The following is a 20,121-nucleotide window of genomic DNA, read 5'->3' on the forward strand; positions in this document are numbered from 1 at the left end:
TGAACTTCAATTTTGCACTAAAACCGCCAAGCGTTGGCAATCCCTCTTGAGCCGTTTGTTATGCAAATTCAATAAGATAAACCGACTTTACACGACCAAAAGCCACAATTGCAATGGTTGAGTGATTCAAGAATCAACCCAAGCCAGAGCAGTGATAAATAAGCCGCCAAAACAAAGTCCACCTTTCAACAACAAATCAAGCTTTTGAACCAGACAAACTCAACAAGCAAGACTTTCAGCAAGCACAAAATGCTCGATAAACTTGCCCTTTCCACACTTTGCACCCGCTAAATTCACAACACGCCAACGCTAAAACTAATTGAGGCAAACAAAGAACCTTGCCTGTTTTACGGTTTGAGTTAACCACTAATTTTAGGGTAAAAAAGCTCATTTGCCGACAACACAAAACGAATGGCCGGAGAAACCTAAAAAGATTGAACCCCTAAATTTCCCTGAGTTGCATAACGCCCGGCTAAGGGGTTGACAACGCACCGCCGAACTTAAAAAACACACTTAAACACTGAACTGCAATTTTGCACTAAAGTCGCCACGCGTTGGCAATCCCTCTTGAGCCGTTTGTTATGCAAATTCAATGAGATAAACTGAATTTACACGACCAAAAGCCACCATTGCAATGGTTGAGTGATTCAAGAATCAACCCAAGCAAGAACTGCGATAAATAAGCCGCCAAAACAAAGTCCACCGTTCAACAACAAACCAAGCTTTTGAATCAGGAAAACTCAACGAGCTAAAACTTCAGCAAGTGCAAAATGCTCGATAAACTTGCCCTTTCCACACTTTGCGCCCGCTAAATTCACAACAAACCAGCACCAAAACTCATTGAGGCAAACAAAGAACCTTGCCTGTTTTACGGCTTGAGTAAACCACGAATTTTAGGGTAAAAAAGCTCATTTGCCGACAATACCAAACGAATGGCCGGAGAAATCCAAAAGATTGAACCCCTAAATTTACCTGAGTTGCATAACGCCGCATTAAGTGGTGAGCAACGCCTCCACCAAACCTAAACAATTGTGCCGTAATCACTTAAGCTGATTCAAACTGAAAATGCCGGGCGTTGGGAATCCATCTTAAATGCTTTGTTATGCGCCACTTGCGATTACCTCAAATTAATACCATAATTAGGTACTATTTGGTATTAGGAGATTACAATGGCTAAAAATACTAGCATCACTCTCGGCGACCACTTTGATGGTTTTATTAGTAGCCAAATCCAAAGTGGACGCTATGGCTCAGCAAGTGAAGTAATTCGTTCCGCTCTACGTTTACTCGAAACACAAGAAACGAAAATGAACACTTTACGACAACTGCTCGTTGAAGGTGAAGAAAGTGGTATGGCTGATTATGACCTCGATTCGTTTATCAGTGAACTAGATAGCGAAGAAAGAAAATGAAACCATTCCAACTAACCAACAAGGCAAAATCCGATTTAAAAGATATTGCCTTATTTACCTCTCGCAGGTGGGGCCGCGAGCAACGAAATATTTATCTCAAACAATTCGATGAATCATTTTGGCTACTCGCTGAAAATCCTGATATCGGTAAAACTTGTGATGAAATCAGAGATGGCTACCGAAAATTTCCACAAGGAAGCCATGTTATTTTTTATCAACAAATTGGTAGCCAAAACATCCAGATCATAAGAATCTTGCATAAGAGTATGGATGTAAATCCAATCTTTGGCGCATAACGCCCGGTTAAGGGGCAGACAACGCCACTACCAAGCTTCCGCATAACACCGTAACCACAAAAATCAACGCATAATAAAAATGCCGCGCGTTGGCTGTCCCTCTTGAACCGTTTGTTATATTTTATGTTAGTGTGATTTTTTCAACTACTTTTAGCAAAAACTGGCGCCCTTCTTCAGACTTGAATATCGCTACTAACGACTCTTTGATTTTTCCCTTATTCAGTTTAAGCCACATTCCTTTCGGATATTTAGGAGCACTTTCACTGGCGTTATCTAAAGCTTTACGTAGAGACTCAAGTTCACTACTGGAAATAGCACATTGCTCTTGCAGCTGTTCAACCCGTTTGTACAAAGTCTCAAGACTTTCCTTTAGCTTTGATACTTCACTTGCATCAAACTTGCTGGTCGGTTCGGCAATTTCATTAGGAAAAATTGCTTCAATTTGGCTTTCAAGATCATTTTCAGGGCTTTCTGGCAAACTATAGATTGACAGTAGTTCTGCCTCGATGTTGCTAGTCCAAGCGATGAAGCGTCGTGGAAATTCAGTCAAGCTTTTAATTGTCACATCATCAGTGGCTTTGATTGAACCTGGTGATTCTGTGGATACATACTTTGTTTTTGTCACTGTTTTTGTATCTGGCTCACCGTAAAATGAACTCGGCAAACCCAATGCTAAATGGTCTGATAGTCCCTTAGTTAATTTCAGTGTTTCCTCAAACTCTACTTCTTCCAGAGATATTTTGAATCCTTCATGGTGCTTAAACTCGATTGTCACCAAATCGCCATACGAAGGATACGTTATATCAAAATCCTCTAGACTAAATTGTGTTTTACACAGTGCAGCTTCTATTAATAGCCGAAAAGAATGATTTACTTGCACAAAACTCTCCTAAAATATAACGCCCAATTAAGTAGTGAGCAACGCAATACAAAAGCTACCGCATTGCGCCATAAACACAAAACTCACTGCAAACCAAAACTGCCACGCGTTGCGAATCTGCTTGAATTGTTTGTTATGCGCCACTTGCGGTCAAGCCAACTTAATACCATAATTAGGTATTATTTGGTACTAAGGAGCTCGCAATGGCTAAAAATACTAGCATTACTCTTGGTGAACATTTTGATGGCTTTATCAGTAGCCAGATCCAAAGTGGACGCTATGGTTCAGCAAGTGAAGTGATTCGTTCAGCTTTACGTTTACTCGAAACACAAGAAACAAAAATGAACACGTTACGACAGCTACTCGTTGAAGGTGAAGAAAGTGGTATGGCTGATTATGACCTCGATTCGTTTATCAGTGAACTAGATAGCGAAGAGAGAAAATGAAACCATTCCAACTTACAATCAAGGCAAAATCCGATTTAAAAGATATTGCCTTATTTACCTCCCGTAGATGGGGGCGAGAGCAGCGAAATATTTACCTAAAACAATTCGATGAGTCATTTTGGCTATTAGCTGAAAATCCTGACATTGGCAAAACTTGTGATGAAATCAGAGATGGCTACCGAAAGTTTCCGCAAGGAAGCCATGTTATTTTTTATCAACAAATTGGTAGCCAAAACATCCAGATAATTAGGATCTTGCATAAGAGTATGGATGTGAATCCAATCTTTGGCGCATAACGCCCGGCTAAGGGGTTGACAACGCACCGCCGGACTCAAAAAACACACCGTAAACACTGAACTTCAATTTTGAACTAAAGCCGCCACGCGTTGGCAATCCCTCTTGAGCCGTTTGTTATGTGAATTTTACTCGTACGTCTTACCGTTGTGCTTTAACCAACCGTGCGGGTGTTTATTGTTTGGATCCTTGTGCGTCCAGTGCATGACACCACCTTTTTTGTTCCATTCATATTCACCGTAAAACTGGACTCGATCGCCAACTTTTAGATTTGGAACCCTAGGAGCTAAATCAATATTGTGAGCAACAAGTAAAGTTTGTTTACTGTCCAGTTTCAATATGAATTTTTGATGCCTACTCCCTTCGTTGTCATCAGGTAACAAGCGAATGACCATGCCTGAGCCTTGAACTTGAATATCACTTTGATGATTTTCATACGCATTTTTTAACTGATGATCATTAGCTTGAGCACCAATCGAAGCTAGACAAAAGACGGCTATAAATATAGCGATTAACTTCTTCATATACTCAATTTCTCCAATTCACATAACGCCCAATTAAGGGGTGAACAACGCCTCCACCCAAACCTAAAGCATTGTGCCATAAACACTAAATTTGAAGTAGAAGCAAAAATGCCGAGCGTTGTGAATCCCTCTTAAATTGTTTGTTATAACTCAACTCCAAATTGGGGTACTTTCTGCGCTGTAAAAATGAACATTGCAACTAGCAAAGTAACTTACTGCATTGGCTTTAGTACGCCTATTTTGCGGAGAATTAGGGTCTCCGAATATACTTATATAAACATTTTCGATATTGCTCACATCTGCTTGTTCAAAAATGTGCGTATCGGTCTCGTCCATCGAATGCCCATAAATAACCAAATTCCCGTTCATTTTACCCAATTTACCGTAGCAGTAGTTTAGGTATGGGTTATGCAGAATTTTATCGAGTTTTTGAAAGTGAGTGGGTTCTGATACAAAAATAGGAAACCTGTTCAGAGCTAAGTTTGCTCTGACCTGATCGATAATTGTTTCACCATCTTGTGTATAGGCATGCTTCTTAATGACGCCTGACTCGTCGTATAAATGAAGTCCACCATGAAGAAAGAAGATATTTTGGTCGGTTTCCGAGCCGACCCAAGTTCTATTGCGTCTAAATCCATCGTCTGTCTCATAGTTATCAGGATCAAGTTCAACTTTATTCCTTGCCCAGTACATCAACAGATCATAATTTAAAGTGAAAACGCTGCCAAATTGGCTAAGAAAGTTTCGCGCCATTTCGTATTGTGCATCAGTGACAGCGCTAGGTAAGCTTGGATGCGTTTGCGCGATCGCTTTAACTAATGATGATTTCAAAATATCAGCATCTTCGCGAATTGCTTCTAGTAATGCAGCATCACCTCCGTACAACTCGCATATATCTGCACTCACAGTCATGCTTTGCATGACTGTTTCAAAATCATACGTTTCTAGCTTTTGAAAAATAGCTTTGATAGCTGCATCTCTTGCTCCGAAATTCGCTGAGTCCAGCAAATTCTTATAGTTGAATATGTCATGTCGCCATGCTTGAGAAAAGCCATTACCCAACAACAAGTGACGATGCTTGCCATCTGTTTCTTCTAATACTTGTGCAAATGTTTTCAATTTTTACTCCTTGAGTTATAACGCCCGGTTAAGGGGCAGCCAACGCCACAACCAAGCTTACGCATAACACCGTAACCACAAAAACCAACGCATAATAAAAATGCCACGCGTTGGCTGTCCCTCTTGAACCGTTTGTTATGGCTAACAACTCACTGATTTATTGGGTAAAACTTTAGAAAAGGTCTATCCGTTCATCTCGACATTCGTAAGAGCCCATTTCGAATTCTCGACAAATCCAAGGGCGATTTTCGTAAATTGTGCACATGAACGTTTCACGATCTAGAGCTGAACACCAACCATCTGACAAACGCAGCATAGTTTCTCCACCCCATTCATCGAATGCAATATGCTGCTCTGGTACACCTGTATCGGTAATGATCATAACCTCCAAACGGCAACAACAAGCATGGCAGTTTGAGCACGATATTTCCGGATTTGATACATTTTTAATTGGGATTGTCATCGAGTTCTTCAGCAAGTTTAATCGCAGAATAGTACTCTAATTTAAACCAATTTACCGACATTAATGATGAACTCAACTTGATAGCCATAACGCCCGCTTAAGGGGCAGACAACGCTACTACTAACTTTCCGCATAACACCGTAATCACAAAAGCCAACGCATAGTAAAAATGCTACGCGTTGGCTGTCCCTCTTGAAGCGTTTGTTAGGTTTATTTTTCTCTAATTTTCACAAATTTTAGAAAGTCAGAGATAAGCTCAGATGCACCTTCTCGCACTTTGGCAATATCACCTTGCACTTCAATCACACCTGATTTTTTTAGTAAAGAATAAAGTTGATATCTATCGAAGGAAGCTCTCCTTTCAGATCTTTTATAACTAGGGTTCTCTGCATAATATCGTTGCTGTAAATAGTACGCTTCTCGCTGCTCATCAGTAAGATATTTTTTGGACTTTTCAACATAAGACACCAAATTATTTTCATCAGAAATGAAGGTGCTTATTTTTTCGATATCGCTTACACCACTACTCAAGTACAAGTCAAAAATATAATCTTGAACCTCTTCACAGACTGTAACTTCCATTTCTTTATACTTTTTAAGTATGCGCTTTCTTTTAAGCTTAGATATGAATTCGGAAGTTATAATTATAGGCAGAAATGTTAAAGTCAAAGAAAAAATAAAGCCAAAGAAATACAGCGGAGCTCTAACAAGTTGCACCCCTATACCACCAGAAAAAACTTCACTCCAGAATCCCACTTTCTTTTCTTCATTTAGACGTTCTATTTTTAGCTCTTTCACACCTGCTATCTTTCCAACCATAGAAAATCTAGGATGTGTACTATTTTCATGTAGTAATAATATTTTGAATATATAGCTATTACCTTGATCTAAGATGACTTCAGGTAAAAGTACCTTTGATTCATGAAATGAAATTAAAGCCCTATTTTTCAAATAGTCACTTGACGATGAAATTAGCTCGACTTCCATTATCTGAGCATCTTTAACAACAATCGTCACTGGGTATTCTGAATCGTAATATTCCTTTAACAGAGAGGAACCTCCATCATTTTTGACTCTGACACTGACTACCGAGATTGTCTTATCTAAGCTCTTTATGTCGATGTCACCCCAGAGAACTTTTAATTCCTTTACGTCTTCTTTAAAGGAAAGAACATTTGTTTCACTTAATATTTCGGTAGTTAAGTAAGGGGTTTCCACCTTAAAAAACTCTGTATAAATGGTTAAACTACCGAAGAAAACGGCTAGAACAAAGCCAAACAAAGACCATGAAAATTTGCTTTCCAAATTATTCAATTTTGATATAAAACTCAATTTTTTCTCCTATAAACCTAACGCCCGGCTAAGGGGTTGACAACGCACCGCCGAACTCAAAAAACACACTGTAAACACTGAACTTCAATTTTGCACTAAAGCCGCCACGCGTTGGCAATCCCTCTTGAGCCGTTTGTTATGCAAATTCAACAAGATAAACTGACTTTACTCGATCAAAAGCCACCATTGCAATGGTTGAGTGATTCAAGAACAAACCGAAGACAGAGCCATGATAAATAAGCCGCCAAAACAAAGTCCACCTTTCAACAACAAACCAAGCTTTTGAATGAAACAAACTCACCGAGCAAGACTTTCAACAAGTACAAAATGTTCGATAAACTTGCACTTTCCACACTTTGCGCACGCTGAATTGACAACAAACCAGCGCCAAAAACTCATTGAGGCAAACAAAGAACCTTATCTGTTTTACGGTTTGAGTTAATCACGAATTTGAGGGTAAAAGTGTTCATTTGCCGACAATACAAAACAAATGGCCGGAGAAATCCCAAACGATTGAGCCCCTAAATTTACCTGAGTTGCATAACGCCCGGCTAAGGGGTTGACAACGCACCGCCGAACTCAAAAAACACACTGTAAACATTGAACTTCAATTTTGCATTAAAACCGCCACGCGTTGGCAATCCCTCTTGAGCCGTTTGTTATGCAAATTCAATGAGATAAACTGACTTTACACAACCAAAAGCCACAATTGCAATGGTTGAGTGACTCAAGAATCAACCCAAGCCAGAGCCGTGATAAATAAGCCGCCAAAACAAAGCCCACCTTTCAGCAACAAACCAAGCTTTTGAATCAGGAAAACTCAACGAGCTAAAACTTCAGCAAGTGCAAAATGCTCGATTAACTTGCCCTTTCCACATTTTGCGTCTGCCAAACTGACAACGCGCCAGCGCTAAAACTGATTGAGGCAAACAAAGAACCTTGCCTGTTTTACGGCTTGAGTTAACCACGAATTTGAGGGTAAAAATGCTCATTTGCCGACAACACAAAACGAATGGCCGGAGAAATCCCAAAAGATTGAACCCCTAAATTTACCAGAGTTGCATAACGCCCGGCTAAGGGGTTGACAACGCACCGCCGAACTTAAAAAACACACCTTAAACACTGAACTTCAATTTTGCACTAAAGTCGCCACGCGTTGGCAATCCCTCTTGAGCCGTTTGTTAGGCCAACCAATTGACACCGACACTTTCACAACCAAAGAACGAGCTTTTTTGTAAACTTGAAACAAACTAACCGATTCATTTATAAACCAAAATCTCAAATCAGCAAAGAAACCAAAAAACTCAAATTTAGCGATTTGGAAGAAAAGTGACGAGCGTAGCATGCTCGGCGGACGTTTGGATGCTGAAGGTTATTTTGCCGATGAATTCACAGCGATAAACAACCCAACGCGATCAAGAAACAACAAATATGTGATGACTATTTATTGCCTAACTTAAGCCACAAAACATGGAATTTACTATTCAATTCAAACTCGATTTAGCTGATAAAAACTCACTTTGCCTAACGCCCGGCTAAGGGGTTGACAACGCACCGCCGAACTCAAAAAACACACTGTAAACTCTGAACTTCAATTTTGCACTAAAGTCGCCACGCGTTGGCAATCCCTCTTGAGCCGTTTGTTAGGCCAACCAATTGACACCGACACTTTCACAACCAAAGAACGAGCTTTTTTGTAAACTTGAAACAAACTAACCGATTCATTTATAAACCAAAATCTCAAATCAGCAAAGAAACCAAAAAACTCAAATTTAGCGATTTGGAAGAAAAGTGACGAGCGTAGCATGCTCGGCGGACGTTTGGATGCTGAAGGTTATTTTGCCGATGAATTCACAGCGATAAACAACCCAACGCGATCAAGAAACAACAAATATGTGATGACTATTTATTGCCTAACTTAAGCCACAAAACATGGAATTTACTATTCAATTCAAACTCGATTTAGCTGATAAAAACTCACTTTGCCTAACGCCCGGCTAAGGGGTTGACAACGCACCGCCGGACTCAAAAAACACACCGTAAACACTGAACTTCAATTTTGCACTAAAACCGCCAAGCGTTGGCAATCCCTCTTGAGCCGTTTGTTATGCAAATTCAATAAGATAAACTGACTTTACTCGATCAAAAGCCACAATTGCAATGGTTGAGTGATTCAAGAATCAACCCAAACCAGAGCCGTGATAAATAAGCTGCCAAAACAAAGTCCACCTTTCAGCAACAAACCAAGCTTTTGAATCAGGAAAACTTAACGAGCGAAACCTTCAGCAAGTGCAAAATGCTCGATAAACTTGCCCTTTCCACACTTTGCGCACGCTGAATTGACAACAAAACAGCACCAAAACTCATTGAGGCAAACAAAGAACCTTGCCTGTTTTACGGCTTGAGTGAACTACGAATTTTAGGGTAAAAATGCTCATTTGCCGACAACACAAAGCGAATGGCCGGAGAAATCCAAAAGATTGAAACCCTAAATTTACCTGAGTTGCATAACGCCCGGCTAAGGGGTTGGCAACGCACCGCCGAACTCAAAAAACACACTGTAAACACTGAACTTCAATTTTGCACTAAAACCGCCAAGCGTTGGCAATCCCTCTTGAGCCGTTTGTTAGGCCAACAGATTGACAACAACACTTTCAAAACCAAAGAACGAACTTTTTTGTAAACTTGAAACAAACTAACCGATTCATTTATAAACCAAAACCCTAAATCAGCAAAGAAAAAAGAAAACTCAAATTGAGCGATTTGGAAGAAAAGTGACGAGCGTAGCATTCTCGGCGGACGTTTGGATGCTGAAGGTTATTTTGCCGCTAAATTCACAACGAAAAACAACCCAACACGATCAAGAAACAACAAATATGTGATGACGATTTATTGCTTAAGTTAAGCCACAAAACATGGAATTTACCGTTCAATTTCAACTCGATTTAGCTGATAAAAACTCACTTTGCCTAACGCCCGCTTAAGGGGCAGACAACGCTACTACTAACTTTCCGCATAACACCGTAATCACAAAAGCCAACGCATAGTGAAAATGCCACGCGTTGGCTGTCCCTCTTGAAGCGTTTGTTAAGCCTCTATTTTACGTTGGACGCTGATTCTTTATTGGGACGGGCATCAATAGTGACAAGTGTATCACCTTGAGTTAACCCCAACTCTTTAAAGACTTTGAGCAACGTAGCTAGCTCAGTGTCATTAAAATAAAGAATAACTTTAATAGACTTCTTGGTCTGATTCGCTGCCTCATATACTTGAACCTGATTTCTAAGATTCTGCTTTAACTTACTATTACTAGCCAATTTGAATTCAACGAGAGTTTTGTCCTTATTACCCCTCGAAATTTTATAGTCAACAGGCCCTCGACCATTATTTACTTCAGCGTTTACATCAGACACTGATGCAAACCAAGTTAAGCGAAACAGGAGTTGTAAATCTGACTCTCGTTTGACTGGTTGCCCTTTGATATAGAAAATCTTATAGCCGTCATTATTTTCAATGACTTGCTTCATAAAGCTTATTCGTTGAAACGTCTCATCAAAAGTATCAAATTTGTTTTCGTAAAACTCTGTAGCCTTGAGTTTTTCCGCAAGAGATTTGACTCTCTCAATAAACATCACTTCTGTTTCTTTAACTTTCAGTTTGCTTATATCTTTTGCTTCATCCCCAGAGTCCTCTTTAAACTTGATAAAATAGTCAATATATTCTGGGTATTTTAGAATCGTAGATGCAATTGCTTTATCATAGTCTTTCTTCTTGGGTTCATTCGGTAAATTGCGAGCTAAATAATCATTTAGTTGTGCCCTTAATTGATCATTTGGTATTGCGTTAGCAATACCACTAAAGTTGGCAATCATGTCTGCTTTATTTATCCACGTTTCATCTTTAGTAAGGATGTCTTTTGGTGTCAAAAGTACAAAATCACCATCAATAGTAGGGAGATCAAACTGTTTGTTAACCCAAGTTCTCGTTTGGTAGTTAAAATAGACTTTTTCGACAAGGTGGACTTGCCTAAATTTTTTATCAATGTGTTTCTGTGCAAAATCTTGAGTGTACTTTAGAAGGAATGATTTGATTAAATTGGTAGAAAAGTCACTTATGTTATCTCTACCAACACCATCCTTGATAAGGCATAGTTTTTCTAAATGACTACTCGTTGTAATTTCTTCAGCGCCAAAGTTAGTAAAAACTGTATGCAAGTTTTCGTTGAGAGCTTTAGCAAACTTAGCTCCTAATCCACTGCCCCCATTTCCTACCGTACTATAACCAAACCAATTTTGTTTCACTTCTGGAAACATAAACCAGCTTTTTATCAGCCCCTTATTGACTCTTTCATCTTTAGACACTTCTCTAAGAAAAGATAGGTACTGAATCATATCGCTATGTAAGTTTTGATATTCCTGCTTATCACTATTAAACAGCAAAAATGGGTCAACAAACAAAGGCATATCGTTGATTAAGGATAGATTGAATGCGCCATAGCCTTCAATCGACTCTTCACTAACATCAAAGAAATCCGAGAAATATATTTTCATTACAACTCCTAAAGTATCGATTGAGGCTTAACGCCCGGCTAAGGGGTTGACAACGCACCGCCGAACTCAAAAAACACACTGTAAACACTGAACTTCAATTTTGCACTAAAACCGCCAAGCGTTGGCAATCCCTCTTGAGCCGTTTGTTATGCAAATTCAATGAGATAAACTGACTTTACTCGAACAAAAGCCACAATTGCAATGGTTGAGTGATTCAAGAATCAACCCAAGCAAGAACTGCGATAAATAAGCCGCCAAAACAAAGTTCACCTTTCAACAACAAACTAAGCTTTTGAATCAGGAAAACTCAACAAGCGAAACCTTCAGCAAGTCCAAAATGCTCGATAAACTTGCCCTTTCCACACTTTGCGCCCGCTAAATTCACAACAAAACAGCACCAAAACTCATTGAGGCAAACAAAGAACCTTGTCTGTTTTACGGTTTAAGTTAACGACGAATTTGAGGGTAAAAATGCTCATTTGCCGACAACACAAAACGAATGGCCGGAGAAATCCAAAAGATTGAACCCCTAAATTTACCTGAGTTGCATAACGCCCGGCTAAGGGGTTGACGACGCACCGCCGAACTTAAAAAACACACCGTAAACACTGAGCTTCACTTTTGCACTAAAGTCGCCACGCGTTGGCAATCCCTCTTGAGCCGTTTGTTAAATGCCTTGCACTAAACTCAAATTGCTTTAGCCTTTATTACACTTTTTGTTTCGTCATATATGGATTATTAATATTTGGCTTAGCTTCTCTACCTAACCAAGAACCATTATGATAACTACACTTCGTTTTCGTTACCAAACAATTGTCATTGGAAACAATGATATACATCTATGCACCTTGCGTGATAAACAACAGTTTAGCGACCCTAAAAACACGGCACGAAACTTAGGTATTTCTTCTGCGTCATGGCCAATTTTCGGGGTAGTTTGGCCATCCAGTTTAGTTCTAGCACATCACGTCCTTAATTTAGATACCAATAACAAACGAATTCTAGAAGTCGGTTGCGGAATTGGATTATCAAGCCTACTTCTGAATGAGCAAATGGCAAACATCACCGCCACGGATTATCACCCTGAAGTTGAAATATTCCTGGACAGAAATACTCAACTGAATAATCGGAAAAAAATTGCTTTCGAACGTGTCGATTGGGCAGATACGAATAGTCAGCTCGGCCTTTTTGATTTAATTATTGGTAGCGACCTTTTATATGAAGACCAACACATCTCATTGTTGGCTCAGTTCATTCAAACTCATGCTAATCCGACATGCAATATTATTATCGTTGACCCAGGCCGAGGACGAAAAAATAAACTTAGCTCGAAAATGAGTGAATATGGATTCACTAGTGATCACATAAGACCTGACAATACCGACTATCTAGAGCAAAAATTCAAAGGTCACATACTTAGGTTTTCACGCAAAGCTGAAAGCATTTAACGCCCTGTTAAGGGGTGAGCAACGCAATACCGAAGCCGCTGCATACCGCCTTAATCACTTAAACCAACGCATAGTAAAAATGCCACGCGTTGCGAATCCCTCTTAAACAGTTTGTTAAGCGATTTTGTCCGTACTTATTTGGTATTGATTTTCGATCACTTCAATCACAGGCTCTTGTGTAAACTGAATATCAGGTAGAAGTTTAGATACCGCTGGAGCTATTTGAAGTGCACCAGTTGCTATTGTTGTAATAACAGCGGCATTTGCCATGTAAGCCCAAAACTTCTTAGCAACTGGATGATTCTCTACTGGTTTGACTAGATCATTTTTCAAGATCGCATGTCCAAATGTTTCTTCTACAATCTGAATAACTTCTTTTGAACCCGTAATTTTGTAGTCATCAGCTGCAACTACCACTTTCTTTAACTGAGCTAGCATATACGACTTAATACTTTCTGGTAGCTCAGATGCCTCTACTTCTGAAATAAGCTCCAAAGCACCAGATGAAATTTTTTCCACTTCTTGCTGCGGCAATATCGCTTGAGGGGCACGCAAAGATAAAAAATCTGATGTCATAGTTAAGTAATTGAAAACATGTTCATTAAGATGCTTTGAAAACTCATTCCATTGCCCACTGAAATTGCTTTCCGAGAATGCTCTTTCTACGGGTTGGCACCAATGCATGTAACGCTCAATATTTATGCCATCAACTTTCTTCAACTCATCTACAACCTCAGATGACAACGCAAGTACCTTACCAAGCTTACCTAAAAAAGTGACTTTATCATTAGGGTTTACATCTAACAGCTTACACCACACTGCTCTACAGTTTTGAGTAGCATTTTGCTGTTTACCTTCCTCTAAGATATTTAATAATCTTGCCGCAGGATTATTCATAATTGTACTCATCTATATTCCTCTATATCGATGATATGTCGAATCGCTTAACGCCCGGCTAAGGGGTTGACAACGCACCGCCGAACTCAAAAAACACACCTTAAACACTGAACTTCAATTTTAAACTAAAGTCGCCACGCGTTGGCAATCCCTCTTGAGCCGTTTGTTATGCAAATTCAATGAGATAAACTGACTTTACACGGCTAAAAGCCACAATTGCAATGGTTGAGTGATTCAAGAACCAACCCAAGCCAGAGCCATGATAAATAAGCCGCCAAAACAAAGTCCACCTTTCAGCAACAAACCAAGCTTTTGAATCAGGAAAACTCAACGAGCTAAAACTTCAGCAAGTGCAAAATGCTCGATAAACTTGCCCTTTCCACACTTTGCGCCCGCTAAATTCACAACAAACCAGCACCAAAACTCATTGAGGCAAACAAAGAACCTTGCCTGTTTTACGGCTTGAGTAAACCACGAATTTGAGGGTAAAAAAGCTCATTTGCCGACAATACCAAACGAATGGCCGGAGAAATCCAAAAGATTGAACCCCTAAATTTACCTGAGTTGCATAACGCCCGGCTAAGGGGTTGACAACGCACCGCCGAACTCAAAAAACCACTGTAAACACTGAACTTCAATTTTGCACTAAAGTCGCCAAGCGTTGGCAATCCCTCTTGAGCCGTTTGTTATGCAAATTCAATAAGATAAACTGACTTTACTCGATCAAAAGCCACGATTGCAATGGTTGAGTGATTCAAGAACCAACCCAAGCAAGAACTTTGATAAATAAGCCGCCAAAACAAAGTCCACCTTTCAGCAACAAACCAAGCTTTTAAATCAGGAAAACTCAACGAGCTAAAACTTCAGCAAGTACAAAATGCTCGATAAACTTGCCCTTTCCACACTTTGCGCCCACTGAATTTACAACGCGCCAGCGCTAAAACTGATTGAGGCAAACAAAGAACCTTGCCTGTTTTACGGTTTAAGTTAACCACGAATTTGAGGGTAAAAAAGCTCATTTGCCGACAACACCAAACGAATGGCCGGAGAAATCCCAAAAGATTGAGCCCCTAAATTTATCTGAGTTGCATAACGCCCGGCTAAGGGGTTGACAACGCACCGCCGAACTCAAAAAACACACTGTAAACACTGAACTTCAATTTTGCACTAAAGCCGCCACGCGTTGGCAATCCCTCTTGAGCCGTTTGTTAGCTGCTGCACTTTAGCCGGAGATTGACTACCCAACGGCCTAATTTAAAACACATTATTGCTTTCAAACGACAAAGTAAAACGGACAATTTAGAAACTAAAACCTAATCCACGAAAAGCACTTGGCAAAGAAGAAATAACAGGAAAACTTGACGAGCTTCTAGGACTTAAATTTACAAAGAATTCTTTCGAAGAAGCCAACAACCAAGTGCGCAAAACCCATTTAGGCGCGAAAGAGCTTCAAAACCAAAGAAGCCACACCAAAGAAATAAACAAACACACCACTTCCCGTAAGAAGACTTCGGTTAGTTCAAACACTTCACGAACAGTGCCACTGGCGAGATACATGGAAAAGTGCTGACTTTCAGGTGTAAAGCTAGAGCCTCAGACTAAGAAAAATAAGCGCTTAATTTTATGGCTTTTCTTAACCTCAGCTAACGCCCGGCTAAGGGGTTGACAACGCACCGCCGAACTCAAAAAACACACTGTAAACACTGAACTTCAATTTTGCACTAAAGCCGCCAAGCGTTGGCAATCCCTCTTGAGCCGTTTGTTATGCAAATTCAATGAGATAAACTGACTTGACTCGATCAAAAGCCACGATTGCAATGGTTGAGTGATTCAAGAATCAACCCAAGCAAGAACTGTGATAAATGAGCCGCCAAAACAAAGTCCACCTTTCAACAACCAACCAAGCTTTTGAATCAGACAAACTCAACAAGCAAGACTTTCAGCAAGTACAAAATGCTCGATAAACTTGCCCTTTCCACACTTTGCGCGCACAAGATTCACAACACGCCAACGCTAAAACTGATTGAGGCAAACAAAGAACCTTGCCTGTTTTACGGTTTGAGTGAACCACGAATCTGAGGGTAAAAGTGCTCATTTGCCGACAACACAAAACGGATGGCCAGAGAAATCTAAAAAGATTGAACCCCTAAATTTATCTGAGTTGCATAACGCCCGGCTAAGGGGTTGACAACGCACCGCCGAACTCAAAAAACACACTGTAAACATTGAACTTCAATTTTGCACTAAAACCGCCACGCGTTGGCAATCCCTCTTGAGCCGTTTGTTATGCAAATTCAATGAGATAAACCAAATTTACACGACCAAAGGCCACAATTGCAATGGTTGAGTCAAGAACCAACCTAAGCAAGAACTGTAATAAATGAGCTGCCAAAACAAAGCCCACCTTTCAACAACAAACCAAGCTTTTGAATGAGACAAACTCAACGAGCGAAACCTTCAGCAAGTACAAAATGCTCGATAAACTTGCCCTTTCCACACTTTGCACCCGCTAAATTCACAACAAACCAGCACCAAAACTCATTGAGGCAAACAAAGAACCTTGCCTGTTTTACGGCTTGAGCGAACCACGAATTTTAGGGTAAAAATGCTCATTTGCCGACAACACAAAACGAATGGCCGGAGAAATCCCAAAAGATTGAGCCCCTAAATTTACCTGAGTTGCATAACGCCCGCTTAAGGGGCAGACAACGCTACTACTAACTTTCCGCACAACACCGTAATCACAAAAACCAACGCATAATAAAAATGCCGCGCGTTGGCTGTCCCTCTTGAAGCGTTTGTTATGTTTATTTCAGCCGCAATATCTTATTAAGCTTTGTAACCTCTATTGCCATTTTTTCACATCCAGCTTTAGAGTACATAACTTCCCCATAATCATTTTGACTCATATGATCTCTGGCTATTTTTTGATAGTCATCGTGTAGATGTTTTATTCTTTGATACTTGCTTTCCTTATAAAACAAACGTAACGGCTTTATGTCGTCTTCTGAAATATAATAGTTTACGTTTCCTTCAGATAATGCATCTAAATGCGTTAAAATTTTTTGCTTTAATGGGTAAATAACATCGTTATGTTCTTTTCTCCGATCTCGGCCAATTGCCAACCAGTGACCAACAAAACACCCAATCAAACCACATGCTATCCCAACCAGTAATGTCTCCAATTTTGCTCCTTAAACATAACGCCCGCCTAAGGGGCTGGCAACGCATTAACACAAAACTCAAACACAACAACCATAACCACCGCGGCTCAATGGGACTGGAAACGCCACGCGTTGACAGTCCCTCTTGAGGCGTTTGTTAGGTTTGTGCGCTGAAGCTCATGTAGTAATAACCACCCAATTCATCATCCACTTTCGACACAATTTCAAAACCTTGCGACAAATAAAAGTTGAGTGCCTTTTGATTTTGAACCATGCACTTAAGGCTTAAGTTGCCATATTTCATTTTTGCGCCGTTAAGCAGCATCAAGCCCACACCTTGGCCCTGATATTCGGTTGCGACATAGAGATGATGAATAAAATTGTCAGGCTCCCAAATGGAAATAAAGCCGGCAACATTTCCTAAAACCTCAGACAACCAAATTCGTTCACCTTGACTATCGCGGTCGAAGTCTTCTATCCGAAAACTATCCGCCTTGAGCCATGGGAAACTATCTCGTCTAGAGTCCAAGTAGAGCTTTCTCAACGATTCGAGATTACAGGCACTAAACTCTTTGATTTCCATGAACAACCTTAAACCTAACGCCGCGTTAAGGGGCAGCCAACGCCACTAAAAACTTAACGCATAACACCGTAATCACAAAAACCAACGCATAATAAAAATGCTGCGCGTTGGCTGTCCCTCTTTAACGCCTTGTTATATTTTTGACTCGTAAATCATTTTAGCCTGTACAGCTTTGTCTAATCGGCGATGAACCAAAGAGACCATAGAAAGGATATCTAATGCATCGATTTCCTCTATAGCCCAAGTGATTTTTGGTGCATGAGCTGTAGTATTACGAAATGTACCAAATAGCCCTTTTAGTAAATTCATAAAACCTTTTTGTTCACTTTTCTCGCTTTCACTAACTAAAGAGTTTAATGCTAAATGCGGTACTTGCTTAAAGGAAAAAGCCTCATCAACTAACGCTGAACCGTCAGAAGTTAAACCTGTTTTATTTCTGATTTTATCAGCAACACTTTTAGTAGCCTCGAATACTGCATGGAAGTAATTATCTACAACTAATTCTTCTTTGCAATATTTCAGAACATCGGGATGTACATTACGAGAAACTAAATGGTCCTTTAATTTATAAGCCCTTGCAGCAGCTTCACTGATCGTGTTCGATTTGGTTACTTTACCTATCTTGCCATTTTCGCCAATATTGAAGCCTGCAAAACTGAGAATTTGATTTAATTGGAATCGAGTGTCATTAAACCATTCCAAATTATTATAATGACGTGCCGGATTAATCGCGTTTTGGATGAAAGCCAAAACATTATTAGCACACCCATCAATCATTTGTTTATTTGCTAATGCTGAGTTTAACCTTTTCCATTTGGTATTGGCTGAATCAATATCTTCAATACCAGATTCATAAAGTAACTTTCCTATTTCCGTCCCAGTAAAACCACTAGAAGTATCACCAAGTAATCGGCAAATTGATTCAACCACACTAAAATCTAAGCTTTCTATTCTTGCCATAACTCACCTTAAAAAATATAACGCCCGGCTAAGGGGTTGACAACGCATAGCCGAACTCAAAAAACACACCGTAAACACTGAACTTCAATTTTGCACTAAAGTCACCACGCGTTGGCAATCCCTCTTGAGCCGTTTGTTAGCTGCTGCACTTTAGCCGGAGATTGACGTATGCGCCCCATGATCCCACGGGGCGTTTTAGTGTGAGAAGTTCCAAGGAAGCAGTGAGTTGATATCAGGCTCTGGCTTTGCCAGTTCTTTCATACATTTGACCATGTAATCGTAGAGTATCAGTCCGTTCGCTTTCGCCGTCTCGATGATGCTATACAGCAAAGCACTCGCATCAGCACCAAGCGGATTCGTCGAGAATAACCAATTTTTTCTGCCAATGACCAGCGATTTGATTGCGCGTTCCGCTCGGTTGTTGTCGATAGATAAATGCCCATCTTCAACATAGCGTATCAGCTTAGGCCACTGACCCAAGGTGTACTTGATCGCTTTACCAAGAGGACTCGATTCGATGACTTTCTGCGTGGTTAACCAGTCATAGAAGTCATCCAACATCGGTTTAGCCTGCGCTTGTCTTTCTGCCCAACGCTCTTCGACCGAAGCCAGTTTTAATCGAGATTCAAGTGCGTACAACTTTTGGATTTTGGCTAACGCCACATCCGCTTTACCTGTTTTACCCTTGCCCTGAAGCTTCTTCGCTTCCATGAACTTACGACGTGCATGAGCGAAGCAACCGACATTGGTGACGTTGGTTAATCCATCATAAGCCGCGTAACCATCACTTTGCAGATAGCCTGAGTAATCACCCAAGAAGTTCACGGGGCACACTCTCGCGCGACTGTTTTGATAGTCGAACAAGACGATATTTTTCATGTCAGGGAGTTTAGCTTCAGGGGAGTCGGCTCCCGAGCAGTACAACCACATGTAACATTGCTTGTCTTCCTTGAGCACATTGAGCGGCGTTTCATCGGCCTGAACCACCACTTGTTCGAGTAAGTGAGCCTTCAGTGCCTGATAAAGCGGTTTGAACTTTTCACTCACCTGGATTACCCACCTGGCCATGGTCGTTCTCGATAACTCGATACCTGATTGGGTGAACAAGGTTTCCTGACGATACAGCGGAAGCGCATACTGATATTTACCTAAAATAATGTTGGCAAGCAGACTTTCGGTAGCGAAGCTTTTGGGGATGATACTTATCGGTGCGGGTTGTTGGTGAATGTGGCTTTTTTCAGCCTGTTGTTCACACTGACGACAGGCGTATTTCGGGCGAACGACTTCCAATACTTTTAGGACGGCGGGCGTGAACTCCAGCTTTTCACTGCGGTCTTCGCCGATTTTATGCAGAGCGTGTTGGCAGCATGAGCACTGCTTGTCGTGCTCATCTAGGTCAAGTACGAGTGTTTCACGCGGTAAGTCTTTAGGCAGCGGTTGACGTTTACCACGACGTTTAATGGTCGTCGTTGTGGTGGTGATAACCTCATCTTCCACTTTCGCTGCTTCACATTCCGCCTCATTAAAGAGGTCACCTTGCGCTTCATTATAAGGCTTTAACGCTTCCGAGCGTTTGGCGAATTGACGGTCAAGGGCCAGTTTAAACTGCTCAATTAAGGATTGGCGCTCTTGTTGCCACTCTTTTTTCTCCGACATCAACGCTTTCACCATAGCTTGAAGCTCGGCGATGTCTTGGCTTTCTGGGTTAATATCGGGCGTCTTTTTCATGGCATTGATTATACTAAAAACACCA

16 protein-coding genes are annotated in these 20,121 nt (G+C 40.6%); 5 read left to right on the top strand and 11 right to left on the bottom strand.

The genetic code is table 11. The features are described 5' to 3' along the window. Positions 1 to 1,169 precede the first annotated feature (1,169 nt). Complete coding sequence (locus tag CCZ37_RS16780) at positions 1,170 to 1,412, top strand: type II toxin-antitoxin system ParD family antitoxin (protein ID WP_017045414.1); 243 nt, start codon at positions 1,170 to 1,172, stop codon at positions 1,410 to 1,412. Next, entirely contained in the window at positions 1,409 to 1,708 is a 300-nt protein-coding gene (locus CCZ37_RS16785) for a type II toxin-antitoxin system RelE/ParE family toxin (RefSeq protein ID WP_019282621.1), read from the top strand. The genes CCZ37_RS16780 and CCZ37_RS16785 overlap by 4 nt, the downstream gene beginning before the upstream one ends. Before the next feature lie 121 nt (positions 1,709 to 1,829). Here CCZ37_RS16785 and CCZ37_RS16795 read toward each other — a convergent pair whose 3' ends face one another. Continuing rightward, on the bottom strand, positions 1,830 to 2,588 hold the full coding sequence (locus CCZ37_RS16795; protein ID WP_094501516.1) for a hypothetical protein: 759 nt from the start codon (positions 2,586 to 2,588) through the stop codon (positions 1,830 to 1,832). Between the two features lie 203 nt (positions 2,589 to 2,791). On the opposite strand from CCZ37_RS16795, the gene CCZ37_RS16805 reads away from it, so the two are divergent. Next, positions 2,792 to 3,034: a type II toxin-antitoxin system ParD family antitoxin gene (locus tag CCZ37_RS16805; protein ID WP_072609711.1), complete on the top strand. Its 243-nt coding sequence runs from the start codon at positions 2,792 to 2,794 to the stop codon at positions 3,032 to 3,034. After that, entirely contained in the window at positions 3,031 to 3,330 is a 300-nt protein-coding gene (locus CCZ37_RS16810; RefSeq protein WP_094501630.1) for a type II toxin-antitoxin system RelE/ParE family toxin, read from the top strand. The genes CCZ37_RS16805 and CCZ37_RS16810 overlap by 4 nt, the downstream gene beginning before the upstream one ends. A gap of 126 nt (positions 3,331 to 3,456) precedes the next feature. Here CCZ37_RS16810 and CCZ37_RS16815 read toward each other — a convergent pair whose 3' ends face one another. From CCZ37_RS16815 to CCZ37_RS16865, 5 genes are all read right to left on the bottom strand, one after another. Continuing rightward, a complete protein-coding gene (locus CCZ37_RS16815; RefSeq protein ID WP_094182980.1) occupies positions 3,457 to 3,852 on the bottom strand; it encodes a DUF3465 domain-containing protein in 396 nt (131 codons plus the stop codon). 150 nt (positions 3,853 to 4,002) lie between these two features. Beyond that, positions 4,003 to 4,971, bottom strand: coding sequence for a DUF4917 family protein (locus CCZ37_RS16820; RefSeq protein ID WP_094501631.1), 969 nt, complete (start codon positions 4,969 to 4,971; stop codon positions 4,003 to 4,005). Between the two features lie 172 nt (positions 4,972 to 5,143). After that, positions 5,144 to 5,434, bottom strand: coding sequence for a YkgJ family cysteine cluster protein (locus CCZ37_RS16830; protein WP_080536237.1), 291 nt, complete (start codon positions 5,432 to 5,434; stop codon positions 5,144 to 5,146). A gap of 210 nt (positions 5,435 to 5,644) precedes the next feature. After that, positions 5,645 to 6,766, bottom strand: coding sequence for a hypothetical protein (locus CCZ37_RS16840; RefSeq protein WP_094501633.1), 1,122 nt, complete (start codon positions 6,764 to 6,766; stop codon positions 5,645 to 5,647). A gap of 3,095 nt (positions 6,767 to 9,861) precedes the next feature. Continuing rightward, positions 9,862 to 11,316 (bottom strand): hypothetical protein, encoded by a 1,455-nt coding sequence (locus tag CCZ37_RS16865; protein ID WP_094501637.1) that lies wholly within the window; start codon positions 11,314 to 11,316, stop codon positions 9,862 to 9,864. A gap of 779 nt (positions 11,317 to 12,095) precedes the next feature. Between CCZ37_RS16865 and CCZ37_RS16870 the strand changes: the two genes are divergently transcribed. Next, positions 12,096 to 12,764 (top strand): class I SAM-dependent methyltransferase, encoded by a 669-nt coding sequence (locus CCZ37_RS16870; protein ID WP_094501639.1) that lies wholly within the window; start codon positions 12,096 to 12,098, stop codon positions 12,762 to 12,764. Positions 12,765 to 12,878: 114 nt separating this feature from the next. Here the strand turns inward: CCZ37_RS16870 and CCZ37_RS16875 are convergent, their stop codons facing one another. The 5 genes from CCZ37_RS16875 to CCZ37_RS16910 form a co-directional block, all read right to left on the bottom strand. Then, entirely contained in the window at positions 12,879 to 13,673 is a 795-nt protein-coding gene (locus tag CCZ37_RS16875) for a type 2 periplasmic-binding domain-containing protein (protein ID WP_094501641.1), read from the bottom strand. Between the two features lie 2,795 nt (positions 13,674 to 16,468). Next, entirely contained in the window at positions 16,469 to 16,846 is a 378-nt protein-coding gene (locus tag CCZ37_RS16895; RefSeq protein WP_094501643.1) for a hypothetical protein, read from the bottom strand. Positions 16,847 to 16,982: 136 nt separating this feature from the next. Continuing rightward, the gene (locus CCZ37_RS16900; RefSeq protein ID WP_001903098.1) at positions 16,983 to 17,408 is read right to left on the bottom strand and encodes a GNAT family N-acetyltransferase; all 426 of its coding nucleotides are present in this window, start codon (positions 17,406 to 17,408) and stop codon (positions 16,983 to 16,985) included. 132 nt (positions 17,409 to 17,540) lie between these two features. Further along, entirely contained in the window at positions 17,541 to 18,368 is an 828-nt protein-coding gene (locus CCZ37_RS16905) for a TIGR02391 family protein (RefSeq protein ID WP_094501645.1), read from the bottom strand. Positions 18,369 to 18,563: 195 nt separating this feature from the next. Beyond that, the gene (locus CCZ37_RS16910) at positions 18,564 to 20,096 is read right to left on the bottom strand and encodes an IS66-like element ISVa12 family transposase (RefSeq protein WP_094499631.1); all 1,533 of its coding nucleotides are present in this window, start codon (positions 20,094 to 20,096) and stop codon (positions 18,564 to 18,566) included. Positions 20,097 to 20,121: the final 25 nt, after the last annotated feature.

The organism is Vibrio qinghaiensis, assembly GCF_002257545.1.
GTDB lineage: Bacteria > Pseudomonadota > Gammaproteobacteria > Enterobacterales > Vibrionaceae > Vibrio > Vibrio ordalii.